At 68.3% G+C, this 20,251-nt stretch carries 24 protein-coding genes; 7 read left to right on the top strand and 17 right to left on the bottom strand.

What is annotated here, in order from left to right; genetic code table 11:
* Positions 1 to 194: 194 nt before the first annotated feature.
* Positions 195 to 1,307: a hypothetical protein gene (locus tag H958_RS0128625; RefSeq protein WP_028061170.1), complete on the bottom strand. Its 1,113-nt coding sequence runs from the start codon at positions 1,305 to 1,307 to the stop codon at positions 195 to 197.
* Positions 1,308 to 1,452: 145 nt separating this feature from the next.
* Here H958_RS0128625 and H958_RS0128620 point away from each other — a divergent pair, with 145 nt between their 5' ends.
* Together H958_RS0128620 and H958_RS46975 are read left to right on the top strand one after the other, a co-directional pair.
* The gene (locus tag H958_RS0128620; RefSeq protein ID WP_156028360.1) at positions 1,453 to 2,415 is read left to right on the top strand and encodes a hypothetical protein; all 963 of its coding nucleotides are present in this window, start codon (positions 1,453 to 1,455) and stop codon (positions 2,413 to 2,415) included.
* 334 nt (positions 2,416 to 2,749) lie between these two features.
* Complete coding sequence (locus tag H958_RS46975) at positions 2,750 to 2,893, top strand: hypothetical protein (protein WP_156028359.1); 144 nt, start codon at positions 2,750 to 2,752, stop codon at positions 2,891 to 2,893.
* A 307-nt stretch (positions 2,894 to 3,200) separates the two neighbouring features.
* Here H958_RS46975 and H958_RS0128610 read toward each other — a convergent pair whose 3' ends face one another.
* The 6 genes from H958_RS0128610 to H958_RS0128585 form a co-directional block, all read right to left on the bottom strand.
* Positions 3,201 to 3,632, bottom strand: coding sequence for a hypothetical protein (locus H958_RS0128610; protein ID WP_028061168.1), 432 nt, complete (start codon positions 3,630 to 3,632; stop codon positions 3,201 to 3,203).
* Positions 3,633 to 3,635: 3 nt separating this feature from the next.
* A complete protein-coding gene (locus H958_RS0128605; RefSeq protein WP_028061167.1) occupies positions 3,636 to 4,328 on the bottom strand; it encodes a hypothetical protein in 693 nt (230 codons plus the stop codon).
* Positions 4,329 to 4,681: 353 nt separating this feature from the next.
* On the bottom strand, positions 4,682 to 5,332 hold the full coding sequence (locus H958_RS44240) for a NucA/NucB deoxyribonuclease domain-containing protein (protein ID WP_156028358.1): 651 nt from the start codon (positions 5,330 to 5,332) through the stop codon (positions 4,682 to 4,684).
* 222 nt (positions 5,333 to 5,554) lie between these two features.
* Positions 5,555 to 6,496 carry a serine protease family protein gene (locus H958_RS0128595; protein ID WP_028061166.1) on the bottom strand — a complete coding sequence of 314 codons (942 nt, stop codon included), beginning with the start codon at positions 6,494 to 6,496 and terminating at the stop codon, positions 5,555 to 5,557.
* Complete coding sequence (locus H958_RS0128590) at positions 6,483 to 6,833, bottom strand: hypothetical protein (RefSeq protein ID WP_028061165.1); 351 nt, start codon at positions 6,831 to 6,833, stop codon at positions 6,483 to 6,485. Before H958_RS0128590 ends, H958_RS0128595 begins: the two co-directional genes overlap by 14 nt.
* A gap of 50 nt (positions 6,834 to 6,883) precedes the next feature.
* Positions 6,884 to 8,896 (bottom strand): collagen-like protein, encoded by a 2,013-nt coding sequence (locus H958_RS0128585; protein WP_028061164.1) that lies wholly within the window; start codon positions 8,894 to 8,896, stop codon positions 6,884 to 6,886.
* Between the two features lie 679 nt (positions 8,897 to 9,575).
* Between H958_RS0128585 and H958_RS47905 the strand changes: the two genes are divergently transcribed.
* Positions 9,576 to 10,286 (top strand): hypothetical protein, encoded by a 711-nt coding sequence (locus H958_RS47905; RefSeq protein WP_196807605.1) that lies wholly within the window; start codon positions 9,576 to 9,578, stop codon positions 10,284 to 10,286.
* Between the two features lie 123 nt (positions 10,287 to 10,409).
* Here the strand turns inward: H958_RS47905 and H958_RS0128570 are convergent, their stop codons facing one another.
* From H958_RS0128570 to H958_RS0128550, 4 genes are all read right to left on the bottom strand, one after another.
* Entirely contained in the window at positions 10,410 to 10,820 is a 411-nt protein-coding gene (locus tag H958_RS0128570) for a hypothetical protein (RefSeq protein WP_028061162.1), read from the bottom strand.
* A gap of 550 nt (positions 10,821 to 11,370) precedes the next feature.
* Entirely contained in the window at positions 11,371 to 11,583 is a 213-nt protein-coding gene (locus H958_RS0128560) for a hypothetical protein (protein ID WP_028061160.1), read from the bottom strand.
* 9 nt (positions 11,584 to 11,592) lie between these two features.
* Entirely contained in the window at positions 11,593 to 12,129 is a 537-nt protein-coding gene (locus tag H958_RS46965; RefSeq protein ID WP_156028355.1) for a hypothetical protein, read from the bottom strand.
* Between the two features lie 122 nt (positions 12,130 to 12,251).
* Positions 12,252 to 12,596, bottom strand: coding sequence for a hypothetical protein (locus tag H958_RS0128550; protein WP_028061158.1), 345 nt, complete (start codon positions 12,594 to 12,596; stop codon positions 12,252 to 12,254).
* Positions 12,597 to 12,598: 2 nt separating this feature from the next.
* Here H958_RS0128550 and H958_RS0128545 point away from each other — a divergent pair, with 2 nt between their 5' ends.
* Positions 12,599 to 12,919, top strand: a complete 321-nt coding sequence (locus H958_RS0128545) for a hypothetical protein (protein WP_028061157.1) — start codon at positions 12,599 to 12,601, stop codon at positions 12,917 to 12,919.
* 99 nt (positions 12,920 to 13,018) lie between these two features.
* Here H958_RS0128545 and H958_RS0128540 read toward each other — a convergent pair whose 3' ends face one another.
* Positions 13,019 to 13,267: a hypothetical protein gene (locus H958_RS0128540; protein ID WP_156028354.1), complete on the bottom strand. Its 249-nt coding sequence runs from the start codon at positions 13,265 to 13,267 to the stop codon at positions 13,019 to 13,021.
* A gap of 384 nt (positions 13,268 to 13,651) precedes the next feature.
* On the opposite strand from H958_RS0128540, the gene H958_RS0128535 reads away from it, so the two are divergent.
* Positions 13,652 to 14,326 carry a hypothetical protein gene (locus tag H958_RS0128535; protein WP_156028353.1) on the top strand — a complete coding sequence of 225 codons (675 nt, stop codon included), beginning with the start codon at positions 13,652 to 13,654 and terminating at the stop codon, positions 14,324 to 14,326.
* A gap of 86 nt (positions 14,327 to 14,412) precedes the next feature.
* Here the strand turns inward: H958_RS0128535 and H958_RS47900 are convergent, their stop codons facing one another.
* Together H958_RS47900 and H958_RS49260 are read right to left on the bottom strand one after the other, a co-directional pair.
* Positions 14,413 to 15,003, bottom strand: coding sequence for a restriction endonuclease (locus H958_RS47900; RefSeq protein ID WP_255325469.1), 591 nt, complete (start codon positions 15,001 to 15,003; stop codon positions 14,413 to 14,415).
* Positions 14,885 to 15,322, bottom strand: coding sequence for a winged helix-turn-helix domain-containing protein (locus tag H958_RS49260; protein ID WP_407641170.1), 438 nt, complete (start codon positions 15,320 to 15,322; stop codon positions 14,885 to 14,887). The genes H958_RS47900 and H958_RS49260 overlap by 119 nt, the downstream gene beginning before the upstream one ends.
* Before the next feature lie 316 nt (positions 15,323 to 15,638).
* Between H958_RS49260 and H958_RS0128520 the strand changes: the two genes are divergently transcribed.
* On the top strand, positions 15,639 to 17,222 hold the full coding sequence (locus H958_RS0128520) for a hypothetical protein (protein WP_156028352.1): 1,584 nt from the start codon (positions 15,639 to 15,641) through the stop codon (positions 17,220 to 17,222).
* A 120-nt stretch (positions 17,223 to 17,342) separates the two neighbouring features.
* A complete protein-coding gene (locus tag H958_RS45540) occupies positions 17,343 to 18,143 on the top strand; it encodes a recombinase family protein (RefSeq protein ID WP_081686353.1) in 801 nt (266 codons plus the stop codon).
* 364 nt (positions 18,144 to 18,507) lie between these two features.
* Here H958_RS45540 and H958_RS0128505 read toward each other — a convergent pair whose 3' ends face one another.
* The 3 genes from H958_RS0128505 to H958_RS46955 form a co-directional block, all read right to left on the bottom strand.
* A complete protein-coding gene (locus H958_RS0128505) occupies positions 18,508 to 18,702 on the bottom strand; it encodes a hypothetical protein (RefSeq protein WP_028061151.1) in 195 nt (64 codons plus the stop codon).
* A 269-nt stretch (positions 18,703 to 18,971) separates the two neighbouring features.
* Complete coding sequence (locus H958_RS41000) at positions 18,972 to 19,268, bottom strand: DUF2695 domain-containing protein (RefSeq protein WP_037411545.1); 297 nt, start codon at positions 19,266 to 19,268, stop codon at positions 18,972 to 18,974.
* 19 nt (positions 19,269 to 19,287) lie between these two features.
* Entirely contained in the window at positions 19,288 to 20,208 is a 921-nt protein-coding gene (locus tag H958_RS46955) for a hypothetical protein (RefSeq protein WP_156028351.1), read from the bottom strand.
* Positions 20,209 to 20,251: the final 43 nt, after the last annotated feature.

The following is a 20,251-nucleotide window of genomic DNA, read 5'->3' as shown; positions in this document are numbered from 1 at the left end:
GGGCGCGGACCGGAACGGTCCAAAGGGGCCACGCGAGCCCCGCCGTCGGCGTCAGTTGCGCTCGTCGATGGCGGCGACGGCGGCGTCGAAGACCTCCGGCCACACGAGGATCACGTCCCTCACGAGCCCAAAGCATGGGGGCTACCGAGCCAACCAGACTTCCGCATCGTCGTCGTCTGACCGGCGCCGCGTTGCTAGCCCTTCCAGCGTAATGCGTCGCCGAGCCCGTTGGTGCACGTGACGATACGAGCGCGCGTCGTGCAGCGGTAGCTGGCGAGCGTCTGGAACCCAGCGGTGTTGGTGCCGTGCCAGTACGCCCGGCGCGGCTTGCGGCCCTTGCGAACGTCGTAGGCGAGGTCGGAGATCATCAGCGCCGGGCAGGTACCGTCGTTTGAGTACGCAGTCCCACGCAGGTGAAGCTGGCGCAGGCACTTGGCCGGGAGCTTGCGCCACTTGCGCGTCCACTCGCGCGTGTAGGGCTTGGGCTCGAACACGGCGCCATCCTGGCCTTCCTCGATCCGTCCACTGACGTAGCGCCAGGTGCGGCCGTGCCGGAACTGCGCCATGCAGATCGCGGCGGGCAGCCCGTCGTCGTACTCGCCGTCGTCGTCGTTGTCGGCCAGCGGGAAGAACTCCTCGCGCGGGCACAGCGCCCACGCCCTCGCCGCGTCCGACCACGCCGACCCGTACTTGGCGGCCAGCAGCGTCTTGAACGCCGCGGTGGCGTTGGCCTTGGTCAGCTCGAATGGCTCGTACCCGGCGAAGTAGCCGCTGGCGTCCCAGGTCTGGGAGTAGGAGATCCGCGCGCAGCGCAAGTCGTTCAGGCCTACGAGCGCGGGATGCTGGAAGCCAACATCGAACCCGTCGCCTGTCGGGCTGATCGCGCCGTCGGACGCGCCCTCGTAGCCGTTGCGCGTGAACGTCGCGCGGGCGTCCACCTCACTGGACGGGCTGCCGTTCTCGTCGGTGCCGTCGTAACGGTCATAGCGGAAGCTGGCCGCGATCACGCTCGGCGCGTCAGCGGTCAGGTCGCAGCTCGCGCTCAGGTCGAGCTGCAGTGACGGCAGCCGGTGCAACCACGTTGGCGCGTCAAAGATCGCTAGGTGCACGGCGAGCGTGCCCGCCTGGTTGTCGTAACTGACGGTGATCGCCTGCGGGAACTCCGCCTGCTGGGTGATCGGCGGCTGCGGGTTCAGCGACTGCGGCTGCTGCGGGCGCTCGTAGTGCAGCGTGACCGTGCGGACCGCGGCGTCGGCGGCGGCCGCGGGCAAGGTGAGCGCGGTCGCGACGGCGACCGCGCACGCCATCAATCGAGTGGCCCGTCCTGAGCGCGCTGGTGATCCCTTCATCCTCAAGGGAGCAGCACTGTAGCCGCGGCGGCGGCGGCGCGGGGGCGTCTGGCCGCATGTTCGCTCGCGGAGCGGCAGCGTGGCCAGTACCGTGCCGCGGTCGATGACGCGTGTGACCCGCACCGGGATGGTGCTGCTGATCGCGCTGCTGGGTCTTACCGGAATCGCGCGAGCGGACATCCGGACCGGCAGCGCCCCGGATAAGTACCCGACGCCGGAGGACTCCTCGGCCACGCACCCGGTGATGGATCGCACTTCCATCCGCTACGACGACCAGGCCGGGTCCTTGCAGGTCACGCTGAACCTGCTCGACGGGCTCGCCGACCCCGCCGTCACCAGCGCGCTGCGCCCGTGGAAGTTCGGCGTCGAGTTCGGCGACTACCTCAACGGCTCCTGCTTTGGCGATGGGCCGACCTGGCTGTGGATCGCTGGTTCGCTCGGCGACGACACCGCGGCGGTGCTCGACAACTTCTTCGATTTCAACGACACCGTCCCCGACATCCCGGTCACCAAGACCTTCAGCGCCGACCGCCGCCAGGTCACGCTCGCCGTCACCGCCCCGCGGCTGGTCGGGCTGAACCTCATCTGCGCCGAAGCCCGCGTGTTTGACACGCGCGCCAGCTCGCTGGATTCCTCGGACACGTTGGCGTTCCTGCTCGACGGCTTCGACGCCGCCGACGGCGCCATCGCGCGCGAAGTCGCAGACCACATCAGCATCGAGGCCGCCGACCTCGCGGTCCGCCTTCGCCCCGGTCACCGCCGGGAGAACGTGAAGGTGAGCTGCCGGGAGCTGTGGGCGACCGAGTTCTCCTGCAAGGCGGCCGGGTCGCTGCCCGCCGCGCGCGGCGGGGTCCGGCTCACGCTGCGCGGCCGGATGAGCTTCGACGCGCGCGGCGCGCGCAAGCTCGGCGCGCACCAGTCCGGCTGGCTTGCGGACGTGCGCGCCACGCTCTCCTGGAAGCGCTGCCCGCCGGACGCGCGCCCGAAGTCGCTCCGCGGCAAGCCGTGCCATATCACCACCCGCTGGAACGGCACCAAGCCGCTGTCCGACGCCCTTGGCGTTTAGCGACGCGCCCTGCATGTCGGACGACACCGAAGTCGTAGACGCACCCGGCTCTCCCACGCCCCGGTCGCCGTCCCGGATCGGCCGTCCGGTCACGATGCGAACCCTGGTCCTTGCGTGTGTGCTCAGCGCGTTGATGACGTTGGGCGCCTCAGTGGGGGTCTCCGCCCTGCTCATCCGACAGGGACCATCCGGCGCGCGGGGAGCGACGGGGCCGCGAGGTTCGGTAGGTCCCGTCGGAGTCGGCGAGCCGGGACCGTCAGGACCGCCGGGACCGCGGGGGCAGCGCGGCCGTGAAGGGCCGCCAGGAGCGCCGGGAGAAGCGGACGAGGAAGCCGTGTTCACGGCAATCGAAGGCGACCCGGAGCGCGCGAGGCAAGCGGTCAACGACGGTGGGCCGTCAACGTCCGAACTCTGCGACGCGATCTTCTACCAACGCGATTACGAGCCGCTGCGATCCATCTGGTACGACGCCTGCTGAGGCTGACGCTGAGCGCGGCAGCTTTGCGGGCAACGAGAGGCCCGGCGCAGTGCCGGGCCTTCTTGTCCTAGGGTGTCGCTACGGGCACTGCTGTGGGGTGCTTGGCAGTTCCGCCGCTCGTGTCGGACCCGATCACGTACAGCAGCACCAGCAGGGCGATCAGCACGCCAACTACGACGAGCAGTAGTCGCGTTATCCGATGACCAGCCATGTACTCGTTCCCTCGGTAGTGGCGGTGCACGTAGCGGCTCAATCGCATTCGGGAAGCCGTGCTCCCAGGAGTCTCACGCGATCCCTCGTGTCGCGGCTAGTCGCCATTCGGTCCCGGGTAGACGACCTTCTGGCAGACACGGGACACCTGGTTGTCGGTAGAGATGTACCCGAAGCGGTCCACGTTGAGCGAGTTGATCTCCGTCTGAATCTCGGGTAGGCAGTCCTTGATGGTGCCCACCTTCCGGTCCGTCGAGCGCGTGCCCGACTGGAGCGTCGTCACGTCATCCTTCAGCGTGGCGATGTCGCCCTTGAGCGCAGTCACCTCGGACTGCCCGGCGGTATTGGCCCTCGCGTCGGCCTTTTGCGCGAGAGCCTTCGCCGCCTTCACCTGCGACTGAAGAGCGCGGATGGCATCGGCCTGCTGCGAGTTGGTAGAGGATAGGCCGCTGGCGGTCACGACCAACGCGATCGCGAGGCCGACCACCGCCACCACCAATACAGCGATGAGAGCGCGTACCGCCTTCATCGGCTATCGCAGGCGGCCGTTGACGCAGTTGAAGCCGTACTTGCGGTACTGGCTCTTGTAGCGCACGGCGCAGAACTGCCCGCGCTGGAGGCACTTCGACTTGCCCCCGATCTTCGCTTTCGTGCACGCCATGTGAGCGATGGCGTCGCTCCGGTCGGCGCTGTACTTCGACGTGCCGCGACCGACCGACGACGCGACCGCACCGCTTGTGCTGGCACAGATCGCCTGAAGGTAAAGATCATGCGCCGTGACCCCGGTGTTGTTGAACATGATCCCGCCGACGAACGTGCCGTACGCCTTGACGAAGCCCACGTCAGCGATGGACGACACGAACCCGGTGCCGATGACAACCTTCCCCGCCGGGCACTGCGCCATCCACGAGACCGGGGTGACGCCGTTCGGCCCGAGGTCGATGTGCTGCGACTCGACGGTGACAACGCCCGCGAGTCCCGGGGCGCCGGGAGCACCAGCGGGACCGGCAGGACCAGCAGGCCCCGGTGCGCCCTGCATCCCAGCGCGCGCGTCCCGGCCGAGGTCGGCCTTGGCCACCGAGCCGTTCTTGATGTCCTTACCGGTGATCGTGCCGTCCTTGATCTGCGCGCTGGTGATCTTCGACGCGGCTACGGCGCTGCCGCTCATCGCAAGGACGACCGCGACGACGCCGAGGATGTTGCCCGGCCTGAGGAACTTGCTCATGCCAGGTCCGTCCACACGTTGCACGCAACCGGCGCGCGCGCCGGAATCCTTCTCGTCCGCATCCTTGCCTCCTGTTCGACCAGCGTTGGTGACGGCCGGGAGCTATACCGGACGACAAGGTCCGGATCCACTCACGAGCCCCTACTCCTAGCCAGGCCGCACGTTTCAGGCATTGCTCATGTCTGTGCGCGAACACGTGCGCCCCCGGACGATCCCTGGCGGGCCGCAGAGACGAGCTAAGACCTCGATGAACGACGGGCTGGCGGCCGAGCACGAGATCGGCCAGCATCCGCGTGGTCGTGGACGGCACCCTCGCGGGCTGCGGACATGGATGTGCGGTCTTCGGATCCCAGCTAGTAGAAGACGTAACGGAACTTCGTCCCGTTGCAGAAGCGCCGCAGCTTGGTGCCGAGCGACGAGCCGTGGCTGCGGTTCTCGTGGCTGGGGACGTAATCGACATCGGCCATCCAGCCGCGTGGATTGCTGCCGCGCACGAGGCCCTTGCCGCGCCCGCGCGCGACCGCTGGCGGGTACTCGTCGCGGTCATCGCCCGCACGCGTCGGCACACCCTCCAGCAGCCGACTGCGACGCGCGTCCGCGCCCGGGCGGTTGAGCACGAGCACCGAAGGCCAGCCCGCCTTGATCGCCGCCAGCGCGTGCTTACGAATGTTGGGGTACCTCGTCGCAGAGAAGCTGATCGACTGCACGCGGGTCGGCTTGCTGCAACTCGGCTTGGACGGGGCGGGCGTCGGCGTGGGCGCCGGAGCCGAGCCGCCGTCGTCGTCGTCGCCCGGGTTCAGGCACGGGCACGGCAGCGACTCGCAATAGATCCCGTCGCCGTCGCCGTCGCGCGTATCGGCGGCACGCTGCGCGGCCGCCTGATTCGGGTAGTCAGCGCAGGTGGCCGACGCGCGCGCGACCGGGGCATCGAGCGGCCGTGCGCTCGCGGTCGGCGCGAGCACGCCCAGGCTGATGACCACACCGATGACGAATCGCGCAACCACATTCCCCTCCGTAGGATCGTTCAACCTCTCGTGAGCGCGCGACTCTAGTTGCCGAACCGGACGACGGCCAGGCTCTACTCGACCCCGCTTTGATCACTGGCGGGATCGCGTGTCTAGACTCCCGCAGCGACGGTCAACGGGGAGTCCGCTATCGGCGGCTCAGGTCCTCGCGGTTCGCCCTACGATTGAACCCGAGGGCCGCCTAGGTTGGTGGCCTTCGGGTTACATCCTGATCTTGTCGCTCTCAGGACGGCGCTCCCGGTCTTTGACCACGTCCTCTCTCATCAGGAGTTCGAGTATTGCCTCTGCGGGCGTCACGACCGCGACGCCCGCATTGATCTCCGTCACGATGTCCTCGCGCCCGGCGGCCTTCTTGGCGATGTCGTAGTGCGCCGACACCAGTCCCAAGAAGCCGAACACCGTGAATGGCCGGACGATGGTCATCGTTTCACCCGGCTTTCGGAGGTTGGGCACCTCGACGGCGGTGCTTGCGTCTGGCGATGTCCATAGGACAGGGGAGCCGCTATGTCCTCCCCAGGATCGGCACTCGGCGAGGTAGCCGCCAATGCGCTCGGTGTAGCCGCCCTGCCGCCTGACCAGAATCGGCTCGGCAGGCATTCGCGAGATGTGGCCGAACCGGGCGATGGGAAGGTTCCGTGCCTGCCCCGCATGCTGCGCGAACAGACCGAGAAACGCGACTTCGTGCCCGACCTCAACGGGCGCCCCGCCTAGCTGCCCCAGGACCTGTTCCCACGGCGAACGGCGGCCCCAGAAGCGGTGCTCCGCATCCACGAACTGAGTGGTTGGCACGAAGCTCATCCGCAGATCGACCTCCGGCCGCACGAATGCGAGCAGGGCGACATCTGCGGTGTCGTGGCTGTACCAGTCCTCGCGTGAGGTCGGGATGTCCTCGTACCCGTCCCCCGAAGATCGGTTGACGCGGATGTACAGCGGATCGGCCCCCGCCTCCTCGATGTTGTGGCGGGCAGTCGCCACGTAGCCCATGCCGACCTCCTCGCCAACCCGCAGCACGCCGTCGCGGGGCTCCAGCACGCTGACGAAGAAGCCTGTCGCTCTGGGCTGCGGGTGTACGGGGCCGTCGTCGCCCTGATGGTCCGTGCACAAGAAGGCGACGGAGGCGATCTGGCTTTCATGGATCTTCATGGCCGCGAGATGGTCCCACGGCACTCGGACCTATGGGAACACGCGTTCGTGACCAGCCAAGGGCGACCGCTGTCCCGCTTCCGCCGAGCCTGGCCAACCGCAACCTGATGATGGTCAGGGCAGCCGCAGCCGAGCTTCTCCGTATCGAGACTTCGACGTGCGCTTTGATCGCGCGCTCGACCTTGCTCGCAGCGTCCTCGATGCCCCACAGCGCGCGCTCGATGTCCTCCAACCTCATGTCGGTGGTCTCGCCGCGCATCAGGTTCACCATCAACTGGCCGAGGCGCTGATCGCGGTTGCGCCGCAGCCTCCAGACCTCCTTCAGGAGGCCGAGCACGTCGGGAATACGCTCGATAGGCCGGCCATCGGGCCGGAACGCCGGGCGTTTCAGCGCACGGTGATGGGGCGGTGGAGAGTGTCCTTGGCGAGGATGAGCGTGAGCACGTAGCGGCCGGGCCTCAGGCGCGTGTGTGTGCGGAATTCGAGCGTGCGCTTGCCGATCCGGTGACCGATGGCGAGCGCGCGTCCTCGGCGCGAGAGCCGTGCTCGGACCGCGCGGGAGTTGCCCGCGATCCGGCAGGTGAGCTTGCGACCATTCGGCGTGCAGCGGATGCGCCCGATCTGCGGGGGCTTGCCTGCCGGGCCTCGGGCACCCGTGGCGCCTTGCGGACCCGGGGCACCCGTCGCGCCAAGCGGACCCGGAGCACCAGTGGTGCCTTGTGGACCTTGAGCGCCGGTCGCGCCCCCGGGACCGGCCGCCCCCTGGGGACCCGCTGGGCCAGGCGCGCCGCTGGGACCTGCCGGTCCGGCGGGTCCAGGTGTGCCCGACGGCTCATCCTGCACGTAGAAGCGCGTGCGCGTTTCGATGGTGTCGCCGTGCGCGTCGGTGGCCGTCCAGAGCGCGTCCCAGCGGCCAGGCGTAAGGCCCCTGATGAATCCACCCTCGTCGCGATCGACGACACCCCAGAGCTGCTCCCCCGTGGCAAGCTTGGTGAGCGTGACCCCCACGGTCGGGGCCGCCACACCGGGGATCATTCCGCCCCCGGTCTCCGCAAAAAAGCGAAACGAGCTGCCGTAGATCGACTCGCCGGAGATCGGCGCGGTGTCCGTGACACGAGCGACGTCGAGCGTGATGCGTCCTCCGCTGGTCTCGTCAACCTGGACGGGCGGCGGGCCATCAGTGGTCACATACGTGCCACCGGCATCGCAGATCGCAATGCCGGGGTTTGTGTAGATCACACTGTCCGCCTCGCAGACGCCGGTCGCCGCGCCGTCGGCGTTGGCGTGGAAGCTCAGCCGACCGACCCGCAGGCGTGTGAGCACGCGCCCGCTCGCTCCGCCGCGGTGGAGTTCGATCGCGTCGCCCGCGTCAAGCGAGGGCAACGCGGCATCCAGGCGACCCCCGGATTGGCCCACGGGCAGCGAGAGGCCGTCTCGCTGGCGTGTCAGCGTGTAGCCGCCGGCGGTCAGCCCCGAACACGTCACCATGGCGATGACCAGGTCGCCGTCGCAGGTGACCGGAGTCGCCGCGCCAGGGAGGTTCGCCGGCAAGGCGATCGCGACGAAACCATCAAGCACGTTCGCCGCGCTCATGACCTCCCGCATCGGCTCGATTTCGACGGCGTCGTCGGCCGTGATCGGCGCCAGGTCAGCGGGCACCGCGCCCGACGTCGAGAGGTCTATGGTGGTCGTCGTGTTGCCGCGGGTGACCCGCGCCACGCACGTCCCGCATCCCTGGAAGCTAAGCCCATTGGCGGCAATCGCGACGACAGTGCCGAGAGATGTCGCGCCGGGTTGCGGTGCGCCCGCGGTCCCAATTGCGAACGCGTTGTCCGACTCGCCACCGGGGTCGGCGACCGCCACGCGCAGCTGGTCGCCGTCGGCAAGGACGTGACGCGCGAGATCGACAGACCAACTCCCATCCGCAGAGTCGACGTGGCCGGACGCTGTCTCGATCGCTCGTCCAGCGCGCTGCAACGTCACCGCGACCGTCGAGCCGACGCGCCCCGCGCCGACGTCACCCGATATGCGCCCCGCGTGCAACCTCATGCGGTACAGGGCGATGTCAACACCATCGCTGGGAGGCGACGTCGGATGACCCTCGTACGGCGAGATCTGCGTGCACGACACCGAATGGCCAGCGTCGGCCGGCCCAGGGCGGTAATACCAGTCGTGCGGATCGAGCCCCGCGATCGTCTGGCCATCCCGCTGCCACTCGTACGTCGGCCCTCCCGGTCCGGGCTCCAGGTTCGAGTAGCAATCGAGAAACGACTCGTAGCGCTCGATGTGCGGCTTCTGCATCGGCGGCGGATCGGCCGCCGCGGGCCGAGGCGCAGAGAGCAACACGAGCGCCGTGCAGGCGAGCGCCCCCGCCGAGAGAGAATTCCGGACCGCCGACATGGCGTCGCATTGAACAGCATGGCCTCCGCAACACCCCCACTCGGACGACTAGTCCTGAGTCTTGCGCGAGCGTCTCTAGAGCGCCGGGGTCGTGGATCTCGGCGGTGAACTCGATGAGACTCCGCTCTGCGACCGCTCGGCGGGTTGACTGTGCCTGGATGACGCATGAAGGTGGGTGCAGTCCCAGCACGAGTCGTCACCAAGCAGCCTCATTTGCTGCCATCCGCGCTGCTCGACTTCGCGGACCGAGATATCGCCGCGCGGCTTGGAGCGCGCCATCAGCGATACTCGGCTACGTGACCCGCGAAGACATGATCGCACGGTCTCCCAAACCGAGCGGGGAGACCGTCACGCTGGTGCGCCGACCCACGAAGATCGCGCTCAGGAACGCCGAAACTGGCGAGGAGATTGTGATTCGCCGCTGCCCCGACTGCTCGACGGCGATACAGCACCCGAGGGACATCTGGGCCGAGTGCCCCGTCTGCTCTCTCGTGAGCTACGGCTAGAGCGCCACTTCGCCGACCCCCGCATGCTGCCCGTAGCGCGCGCCGGGCCAGCGATCCATGGGACCCGATCCTGGCGGCTGGGACTCCGACAGGCCCTCCGGTTTGTCGCGGGCTCGTGGCGGCGTCGGCACGAGCCGCCGCCGACGGCGCAATGTCGGGCGACTGGACATTCGTTGAGCAGACAGGACCTCCGTATAGATAACGAATCCGAACTGGAGATACGCTCGCTCGCCGAACCACCAAAGCGGGAGGGCAAAATGCGCAAGCGCAGTACACCCGGGATCATCCTCGGAATCATCGCGGTCATGCTGGCCTGCACTGGCTCGGCCGTCGCCGGGAGCCTGATCACCGGCAAACAGGTGAAGGACAGTTCCCTCACCGGCCAAGACATCAAGAACCACTCGCTCGGAGCGGCCGAGTTCTCCAACAGCGCACTGTCGGCGCTCGCAGGCGACAAGGGTCCCGCAGGTCCGCAAGGTCCCGCAGGTCCGCAGGGTCCCGCCGGTCCCGCCGGTCCCGCCGGTCCGAGCGTCCAGGCGTCGCCGCCGCAGACCACGAAGCTCACGCGCGTGCAGACGACGTACACCAGCCTGCCCGACGACTTCTCGGGCGGAGCGGCCACCTGTCCCTCCGGCTCGCGCATCGTGTCGGGCGGCTACCTACACGACATCGCCGGTCAGGGCGAGGTGTTCGCCAACGGCGGGGCGCAGGACGGCACCTCATGGATCGTCGGCGCGTTCAACTACGGCACTACGAGCGGCACGCTGACCGTGTTCGCCTACTGCTCGCAGGCGGGTGTCGCCGTCGCCTCCTCGGTCCAGTCGCGTCACGCAGCGGCCATGCGTGAGGTAGCCAAGCTGGCGAAGGTCAAGCACCCCCACTAGGGAACTGCTGAAGTCACGAACGCCTCGAAGAAGACAGGGCCCGCCGGATGGCGGGCCTTCTCCGGTTCGCGACCGATCGAGCGTGCTAGCTGGGCCGGTGGTGTCCGGGCGCCACGCGGATCCCTACGAGCGGGTCACGATCAGCGCAAGCAGGTCGGCAACGATGAAAGCGAACAGCGCGGCTTGCCAGATGAGCCAGCCCTCCCATTCGAGCGGGTGCCGCTTCGGGCGGTGGCTCCTCCGATTGAGATCGCCGAGACCCAGCGCGAGTGCGTGGTCCGTGACGCGCTCGGAGAAGTTACCCGCGCGGTCGTCGAGCAACCGGAGGGCATACATCGCCGTCGCGCAGGCGAGCACGCCAGCGAGCGCGACGGACGTGGCGACGGTCCAGCCCACGTGGGCATCCGTGAGGACGCCCAGTAGGAACGCTTGGACGACGAGCGTGAGGGTTGGTGCTTGCCACATGAACCCATCGATGGCCAGCCGACGACCCTCCAGCAACATCAACGCCCGTTCACGCTGTTCGCCCGTCATGGCGCGAGCGTACGGATGCCGCCGTATGCGACGGTCTCAGTCCCGCGATGGCTCTGATTCCCCGCGATGAGTCACGATCGTCGCCGCACGATGTAGAACTCCGCGGCGATGGCATACGACGGGGCGCGCGTGAGGGCCTGCGTTCTCGCCGGTGGCCACGCGTAGGCGGTCGGACGGTTCCAGTCGTGCTCGATCCTCAAGTGCGAGACCGAGAGGGCCGAAACCTGGTCTGACAATCGGCGCGCGTCGTGCGCCTCACGCGAAGACGGGGTCGGATGCTTGTTGAACATGATGGCTGCTCTACAACGGAGCATCGAAATGCAATGCCCTTTGACATCGGGGTTTCTGAACGGCGCCGTCTAAGGCGTTGGCTCGTTACCGGGGTTTCCATAGCCGCTGCCCTCTGCTTAGCTGGCTGCGGCGAGGCAACGGAAGGCGGCGCGACTCAGGCGAACTGCAATGGCACGAACGGCAACGCGGCGGTTGCGGCCTGTCACCCAGGCGATCAGGCGATCCAGGACGCCTGTCCCGATAACAGCAACGGCGAGGACTACGCCAGTCCGACCGACGCCTGTCTAGAAGCCGTACGCACCTCCGGCTGATCCGAGTAACTCGAACTGCGGCGCAACGCTTCCACGTCCGCGCCAGCCACCAGCACCTCGACCGCGAAGTGAATCTCGACGGCGCCGGAATCAGCGTCGAGGAAAAGGGCACAACCGCCGAGGGCGACGAGATCCTGCCCGCGCGGGGCGAGGTCGCGCACCAGCCCGCGCTAGGAGCGAAGGCACGCCCCGATGACCTTGGGAACGAACGCGCCGCTCGGCCCGTCGTCCCGCGGGCGGCCTGTCCAGCAGACCGCACCTGCGTCGCGGTAGATCTCCAGACGCATGTCGAACCGGGCGTCCGGCAGCAGCGAAATGTCCATCTTGCCGTGGCACGTGAAGCTGTTCGTGTTCGTGAACGGGTGGCGGCACGACAGCGACGTGCCCTGCTTGCCTGATGACGGCGGCGCTTTCGCGTGGAGTTGCGCGAGCACCGAACTCTCGAGCGCGTCCCGCTGCACTGTGGGGCCGAACGGCAGCACGACGATCAGCGCGATCAGGACCCCGATGACAAGCACGGCAAGCGCGCTCGCTACCGCCCCGCGCGGCAGGGTGCGCGGCTCAGGTATCAGCGGGCTGTCGTCGCGTTCGAGTTCGGCGAGGACGTGACGGCTCCGGCCGCAGCGAGGGCAAACGCTTCGCGACGACGGCAAGCCCTCGCCGCACGCGACGCAGCGCGCCGCCGTCCACGCCGTGCTCTCGCCCACCGCGCGAGAGTACCGGTTCGGTTTCGCGCTCGCTGATCGTTCGCCTCGACCTTCGCGGGGTTTGCCGCCGCGGTCAATGGTCAGCGTGGCCACGCAGGTCGCGCCCCGCGTCTAGCTGACATCTAGCGGCGGGGGTTGGGCGGGTTGATGCTCGCGACGGGCGCCCGCCGCAGCGTCGCCTTGGAGAGCCGCTGAGCGACCGCGGACAGCGTGCACGTCACCGGCGCGCTGGCGGACGCCTGCGCGGGCGTGTAGAGCGTCGCGGTGACGGTGCGCCCGTCGGCGGCCAGCCGCGCGCCGGAGCCGGAGCCGACGCCGACGTTGCGGGTCTTGGTGCGGTAGGTCTGCGTGCAGTTGAGTTGACGGCGAGCGGCGCGCCGGACGCGAGCTGCGTGAGCAGCGCGCGCGGGGCGTGTGCGTCGAAGCGGACGGTCAGCTCGCTCCAGTCGCCGGAGAGCCCCTCGCACAGGTGCGCGAGCTACTCGACGCCTCCGATGAGCGCCTGAACGAGCTGCGGGAAGGGCATCGCCTGATCGTGCTGCGCGACGGCGCCGGGCGGATGCTGGTTCCTGCCTTCCAGTTCGACGACGGCGACACGCCGCTCGCGCCGCTCATCGAAGCCTTCTGGACACTCGCCGCGGCGACCGTGCGTGAGTGGACCGCCGCGTTCTGGTGCGTGGCCGCCGACGACGCGCTCGATGGCGTGTCGCCCGCGGTGTCGCGCGCGCCGGGCGCGACCCTCAGCGGCTCGCACGAGTCGCACGTCAGGAGGGCGCGCTTAGCCGCCTGACCCTCGACGCATGGCGGCGCCGCGGAGCGCTCGTCGAACGCGCCGGACACTGAGGCAGGAGCACCTCTGTCGGTCGTGCAGCGCCATCGTCGGACGCGGCTACTCGTGGGCGAACGGGTGATAGGGGTGCCAGTCATCACGCGGCACCACCGGCGCCCATCCCGCCGCCACGTCTTTCCAGCAGCGGAAGAGGTTCTTGAGCCTTTGCTCAGGGGCCATCGTGATCGGGTCCGGAAGGACCTTCGCCTCCCACCACCAGGACACGCCCCACCCCGGCTGCGTACCCGGAGCGACCCGGCCGTGCTCGTCTCGGACAACACCCGACACCAGGACGAAATTCTGCAGCACCTGCCAGATCCTTGCGGCTCCTAGCATCGGCCCGTGCCGACCGAGCCACCCGACGACGTGTGGCCAGACGAGCTTCACTCGTGACGACCCGCGCTAGGAGCCGTCCTGGACCGACACGCAGGCGAGTGACCGGCTCGACGGCATCCCTGGGCGCGCTCGACCGCACGGAGAAAGGCCGGGGCGCAGCACCGCCGGGGCGAAGCCACTGGCCTCGACGACGTGTAGCCCTCTTGCGAGTCGGAATGTCGCGTGGATCGTCGCCGCCCGTCTGGAGCCGTCGAATCCCGCAGCGCGCCGCCGGGAGCGGAGGGTGCTCTCGAAGTTGCGGTGCGTTGGACGCCTGAGCGATTGACCGTCGCGCAAGGCAGTGAATACAGTCCGCCGATGCCACTGGATGACGGCAAGGTCGGAAGCTGGCGGGAGGAGCGTGACGCCCGCAAGGGGCGCGATCCGCTCGCTTCCGCAGTGCCCGACGTTGGTAGCCGCACCGCTGCGGATGGACCTGACAATGCGGCGAGCGAGCGAAGCGCCGCAGAGCGAGCCGGATGCAACGGCATCCTCGCGATGCTGTTTGCGCCGCCGCTGCTGCTCGTGTCGTTGTTCTTTCCTTGGTACAGCTTCGATGGTGGCGTCGGGGACAGCGTCCGAATCTCGGCATGGGAGGCGTTCCAATGGATCGACTTGTGGATGGCCGGGGTCGCCCTCGCCGCGCTCTCGCTGGTCGTCTACGCGGTGATCGCAGCGGTCCAGGCCGCGCGCAGTACTCCCGACAACGCGGAACCGGACCCCATTGCTGAGCGGCGGCTTGAGGAGCGGGTGACGAGGATCTCCAACCTCGGACGATTACTGGCGCTGGTAACGCTCACCACCGTCATCTGGAAGATCGTCGCGCCCGATACCGCCGAAGGCGGATTCCTGTTTGGCGGCCACGCGCTCATCAACGCCACCCCGGCATGGGGCGCGTTCGTGGGCGCATTCGCCACAGCGTCATTGCTGTACGCGTTCATGTCCTTCGAGTGGCTCATCGAAGTGTCTGCGGGAGACCGCATCAGCGCTTGACCAGCCGCGGTAGCGCAAACGTCAACGCAACGATGAGGAACATGGTCAGCCAGACGGGCCGTCGGGCATCGGTCCAGGTCACGGGTTCACGCTCCTTCTCGCTCCGTGCCTTGGCGCTGCGTGAGGGCGTCCGTCGCCTCCCAGAGGTCGCCCAGGGCTTGGAGCGCCTTTCGACGGGCGCCTCCAAGTCGATGGCGCTCTGCCGCGATGACGGCTCCGAGCCGGACGCGTGCGTGGGCGGGATTTGCGTCCACGTTCGGTGGCCGATGCACGTCCTTGAACACGCCCTTGCTCGCGCGCTGGCCCTGTAGGGCTCCCACGAACCGCTGAATTTCGGGGCGCCCGACGGTGTTCGACCAGCTCTTGGCCTGGACGTAGATGAGATCGAGGCCGAGCTTGTCCTCGCGGATCACGCCGTCGACGCCTCCGTCGCCGCTCCTGCCGAGACGTTCGGCTGCGTCCTCACGCGAGCCGCCATAGCCCATCGCCTGGAGGACGTCGAGCACGACCTGCTCGAAGAATTCGTCGGATTGCTCGCTGAGCGATCCAGAACCTCGCTCACGAGCGCGGCGCGGAGCTCGCGGTACGCCGACGCAGCGCGCTCCTCGGGCGTGGCGACGTCGGCGACCGCGAGTTCGGCCTGCACGCTCTCCTGGAGACCCGAGCCGCTGGGTGATGCGTTGCGCGAGACGAAATCCCGAAACTCCGGAAGCGGGTTAGCGTGGACTTGTCGACGCGATCGGGATAGTCGCGTAGGACCTGTCGCCCTCGATCGTTGATGCGGTAGACCGACCGGCGTGGCCGATCGAGCAGACCGGCGCGGTACAGGTAGGTGAGAGCCCACCCGACACGGTTCCGGAGCGTCGTGTCGCGGCCGCTCGGCAGGCGTTCTTCGACGTCCTCGTCGCTCAGCTGGTACTCGCTGATCATGCTCTGGCGGATCGACGCGGCGGTCCAGTCGCTGCCATCTTCCGTGAGCTCGAGCACCGGACGCATGAGCGTTTGGTAATCCGGGACCGGCACGTCGCGAAACCCTATCCGGCGTTTCGGCGCGCGTCGGCCTAGATCATGCGCGCTGACACCCGTCCTCACGTTCAAGCCTCGGGTTCGTACCTCGCGCTCGGGTGGCCCCGACGTGCGGAGAGCACGCTGTGGGATCCGTGGGATCCCGCTCGCGCCACGCGCATCAGTCGCAGGGTCTCAGTCGTGTGGCCCGCGAAGAGGTCTGAGACGGCCCAGAACGTGTTGATGCGATCGCGGGGCGCTAGTCGACGAGCCGTGTGACTTCAAAGTCCGCGAAGCTGCCGTGCCCTTGGAGTGCCCCCTGGACGAGCCTCACGGCGTCCCGGTCTGTCGCGGCCCATGTGCCCACGGTCGTGTTTGGCTGCGGCGTGCGGGTCGGGAACAGGTGATCGCCCTGGATGCGCTGAATCGACGGCCCGAGCGCGGCGGCGGCCTCCGGAGAGAGCTCGCCGGTGAAGCGCACGACGTGGCGCGCCATGCCGCGCAGACGATCATCGTCGTCCTGCTCGCTCACGGCGTGCACGATACGACTCGGTTGGCGACCGGCCGCGCCGTTACGCTCGCGGACGTGAGCAAGCCCTCGTCCGCCGAGCTTTACGCGCACCTCCAGGGCCTCGTCGGCGAGACGATCCTGACGGTGACCCGCTTCGAGAACACGATCCTCAACGTCGACGACACGTTCGCGTACGTGTTCACGGACCGCACGGACGAGGAGAAGTATCCGGACGGCGACAAGGTCCCGATCCAATGGGTGGAACAGGGAGCCGAGACGCTGTACTCGGACGGAGTCGTCGTGCTGGACGAGCTCCCGGGCAAGTTCCGGAGCGCATTCATCGGCGCGGTGCTCCTGACGCTGCCCAACACGGTCGGCCGTACGGATCCGGCGCGCGTCGAGCTCACCGCGAGCGAGAGCGAGACCGCGCTGCCCCAGCTGGACGTCGATCGCGTCTACAGCTGGGAGGAGCTCGCGGACGTCTTCGGCTTCAAGGCGGGCTACTTCTCGGTCGCAGGCGGCATGGTGCCGAGCACCGCAACGGGGTCGCTGCTGCTGATCACGCACCCCGAGGGCGGCAAGAGCTTCAATTACGGCGATTATTGGGACGGCGAGCGCCTGATCTACACCGGGAAGGGCAAGGTCGGCGATCAGCAGCGCACCGGCCAGAATCTCGACGTCGCCGAGAATCGCCGACCGCTGTTCGTGTTCGAGGGCGCCGGGCCCAGGCAGCTGCGTTTTCTCGGACGGGCACGCAAGATCGAGGAACGAACCGCGCGCGCCCCCGACGACAAGGGCGACATGCGCGACGTGTTCCGGTTCCGGCTCGAATTCGGCGACGGCACCGCCCCAGCCCGCCGCCCACCTTCGGGCACGTCGTCGCGAACTCGACGACCGAAGCCTCGACCGTTCGACCCTGACCGCCCGCCGCCGCGCCCGCCCGAGTCACGCGGTGAGAGCGCGAACCCAGAGGAGACCGCCGCGAAGCAGGAGCAAGCGAACACCGGCCATCACGCGATCCTCGTCTCGCTCTACCGCAACCTTGCGGCGTTGGGTTGCACCGACATCGAAGACAAGCATGGCGCGATCGACCTGTGGGCGACGCGCCCGGACGGTGTGCGTGTGATCTTTGAGGCCAAGACGATCACCAGCACCAACGAGGTCGAGCGAACCCGTGCTGGACTTGCTCAGCTGTACGAGTACCGGCTTCTGGACGGGGCGCCGGAAGACGAGCTATGTCTCGTCGTCAACCGCGCGCTGACCGTGCGGCGCCTGAATCTGCTCGACGAGCTCGGCGTGGCTGTGCTCGAGGTGTCCGGCTCCGACCTCGCGGCGGGCAACGATCTCGGCACTCGGCTCATTGACCAACTGACGGCGTAGCGGTGCACGCCTCACGTCTTGCGAGCCCTGGCACTCGAAGATTCCACTTTGTCCACCGAACGCTTGCGTCAAGTGGACAATACGAGTAGATTGTGGCTCTGGTACGTCGATTTCTGACCGATAGGACTCGTAGCCCTGAACCCGCTTCCCGCCAGCGATGCCCGAGTCGCCATCGCCTACATCCGCACATCGAGCGCCGAGCAGGGCAAGGCGTACGGCCCTGACGCGCAGCGTGCCGCCATTCGCGCGTTCGCCACGCGCGAGGCCCTGACCGTCGCCGCAGAGTTCCACGAGGACATCTCGGGCACCGTCGCGGCCGAGGAACGACCTGGACTTCAGGACGCGCTCGCCTCCGCGTACCAGCATGGCGCCGCCTCAATCGTCGTCGCCGAGCGCTCCCGCTTGGCGCGCGAGGAGTACGTCGCCTACGGCGCGCTGCGGCTGCTGCGGTCGGCCGGTCTGCGGGTGCTGTACGCCGATGGCTCGAACGGCGACGACGAAGGCGCGCTTTTGCTCGATGGCATCGGCCATGTCATCGCCGCGCACGAGCGCCGGCGCATCGTCGCGCGACTCAAGGCCGGGCGTGACGCCAAGGCCGAGCGTCACGGCGCGAAGGCTCGTGCTCAGGGAGGCAAGCTGCCCCACGGGTACCGCCGCACCCGCAATGGCCTCGTGGAGATCGACCCCGACGCGGCAGCCGAGGTTCGACGCATCTTCGAGCTTGTCCGTTCCGGCTCGACCATTCGCGCGACGGCCGAGACGATGACCGCCGAAACGGGACGGCTGTGGGCGCGCAACGTCGTTGACCGGATCGTGCGGCGCGAGGTCTATAAGCAAACCGAGCCGGCGCGCATTATCGACGCGCGGGTTTGGAACGCGACTCAGGCGGCGCTTGCCTCGCGTCGCCGCCGGGCTGCCTAGTCCGACGCGCGTAGCCACGTTGCGACACGCGGACGATGTACCAACGGCCGTTCTTGCGTGCCGGTCGCTGGTCGGAGCCGACGATTGCCCCCGCTCGAAGCAAGTTCCTCAGCGGCAAGCCCGGCCGATGTGTTAATCCGCGAGCAGACCAGCCTCGTCGAGCCACGTTGCAGCCTCAACAGCCGTCGCCTCGGCCTTGCCGCGCTGCCGCAGCTTCTCCTGGATGAACGATGAGTAGGCGTCCATGAGGCGGGGGGGCGGCCGTGGCCGTTCGTGGGCTGGACGGCGAAAACGATTGGGAGCGCGGTCCTGCGGTCGCCGTCACGATGGGACATGGCGGTAACCAGACCGCGCTCCGCCGCGCTTAGCGTCGCCTCGGCTCTTCGAATCCGAGGTCGTGCAGCTTTCGCACGAGGTCGTCTCCTGCGGCCCGCGAGGAGATCGAGATGCGCTTGGATTCCGGCGCGTTCTGTCCCTTATCCAGCCTCATGATGGCTGCGCGCGGGTTCGACTCCGGCTTCCAGCCCGCGTCGCCAACCTTGGTCTTGCCTTCCGCCATGCGGCCCTCCTAAGGGCTCGTGTGAACGATGCCCTACAGCTAGATACGCCACATCGAAGTTGCGGGTGAAGCCGAGAACGCGCCAACTTAGCCACGCTGAGACCGGCGAACAGCCGGTGGTCGTCATCCGCCAGTGCCCTGAACGCACGGCCCAAATCATGCACGATGCCGGCGTCCACGCCGAATGCCCCGTGTGCTGCCACGTCTCGTTCGGCTAGCGGTTCCACCCGGACACGACCTGGCCGAGCGACTGAGCCACCCCGGCCCGGTCAGTCGAGCAGTTCAGCGGCATCGAGCGCGACTTTGTCGCCAGCCGTGATGGCGACCTCCAGCACGATCTCGCAGTCGCAGAACCCGCCGCGCGCGCTGAAGTAGGCGAGGCTCGACGCGATCGCGTCCCCGCGGAGCCCCATCGCGCGCATGATCGCCTGCGCCTTGGTCGTGGTGGCGTCGCAGCTCCACGTCCCGGCTCGGCCGTCGTCGACGAGGTCGATGCCTTCGCGCCCGCTGAGGCGGTCAAGGAACTCCGGGAATCGGGGATGGTCGATGGAGAGAATCGCAGTCATGTTGCCGATGCCGGTCGCTCTATTGCGGTGACCACCCGACCGATTCGCAGATGTCTTGCTTCTGCGAGTCCCACGAGCCGAAGTCACGCGAAAGGATGTCGCAGTACGCGCGCGCAGCATCGCCGCATAGCTCGTTCCCGAATCCGTTCACGATGCAGCCGTCGTAGTCGATCGGCGTGCCGCGCACGGTGGTCGGCAGAGGCTCGGGCGTGTCGATCGGTTCGGGCGTCGACTCCGGCTCGGAGTTGGTCGCCACGGGGGACGGATCGGCGTCCATCACGCTGTGGAACACGAAGCCGCCGACTAGGGCGATGATCGCAAGCGCGACGGCGTAGTCGCGCAGAACGCGTCTCAAGTGACCGACCCCAATCCGACGAATCTCATCGTTCGGGATGGTCGGCGCCGTTTGACGTGCCTGTAGCGGATGCGTCACCGCTGGTCCGCTGGCGAACACACGACCACAAACGGCCCGCATGAATGCGGGCCGTCGAAGGGTGGGATGGACGCCGACGTTCAGCCTGCGCTGACGAGCGACCACACGTTGGCGTCGTCCTTCGCGATGGCGCCGTCGCGGTTGAGCGCCTGGATCACGCCGCGCGCCTGTGCCGCGTCGACAGGCCGGTCGCCGACGCGATGTCGGCGATCGCCTTCGGGCCGGTCGCGAGCGTGTCGCGCAACGGTCACGGTTGGACGGCCGGCCGGGTGCGCGAGGCGTGCGCTTGGATGTCGGAGGCGGCTCGACCGATGCCTCGCCGTCGATGGCGCGCAGGATGCCGGCCAGGTGCGCCTCCTGCGCCTCCAGGGGAGCGAGGGCGGCGCGGCCCGTGTCGAGCTGGGCGCGCACGCCGGTCAGGGCGGCGTCGATCTGCGCGCGCACGGCCGTCATGTCGACGATCGGCGCCGCGTCATCGATGGTCGGGGCGGGGGCGTTGCGGGACATGCGGAACTCCGTTCGGTTGGGGGTCGCGATCGGCGCGTGTGCG

The organism is Candidatus Solirubrobacter pratensis (assembly GCF_000425945.1).
In the GTDB taxonomy this organism is placed as follows: Bacteria; Actinomycetota; Thermoleophilia; order Solirubrobacterales; family Solirubrobacteraceae; genus Solirubrobacter; species Solirubrobacter pratensis.
The sequence above is the reverse complement of the archived record's forward strand: the minus strand, read 5'-3'. Positions and strand labels throughout refer to the sequence as shown.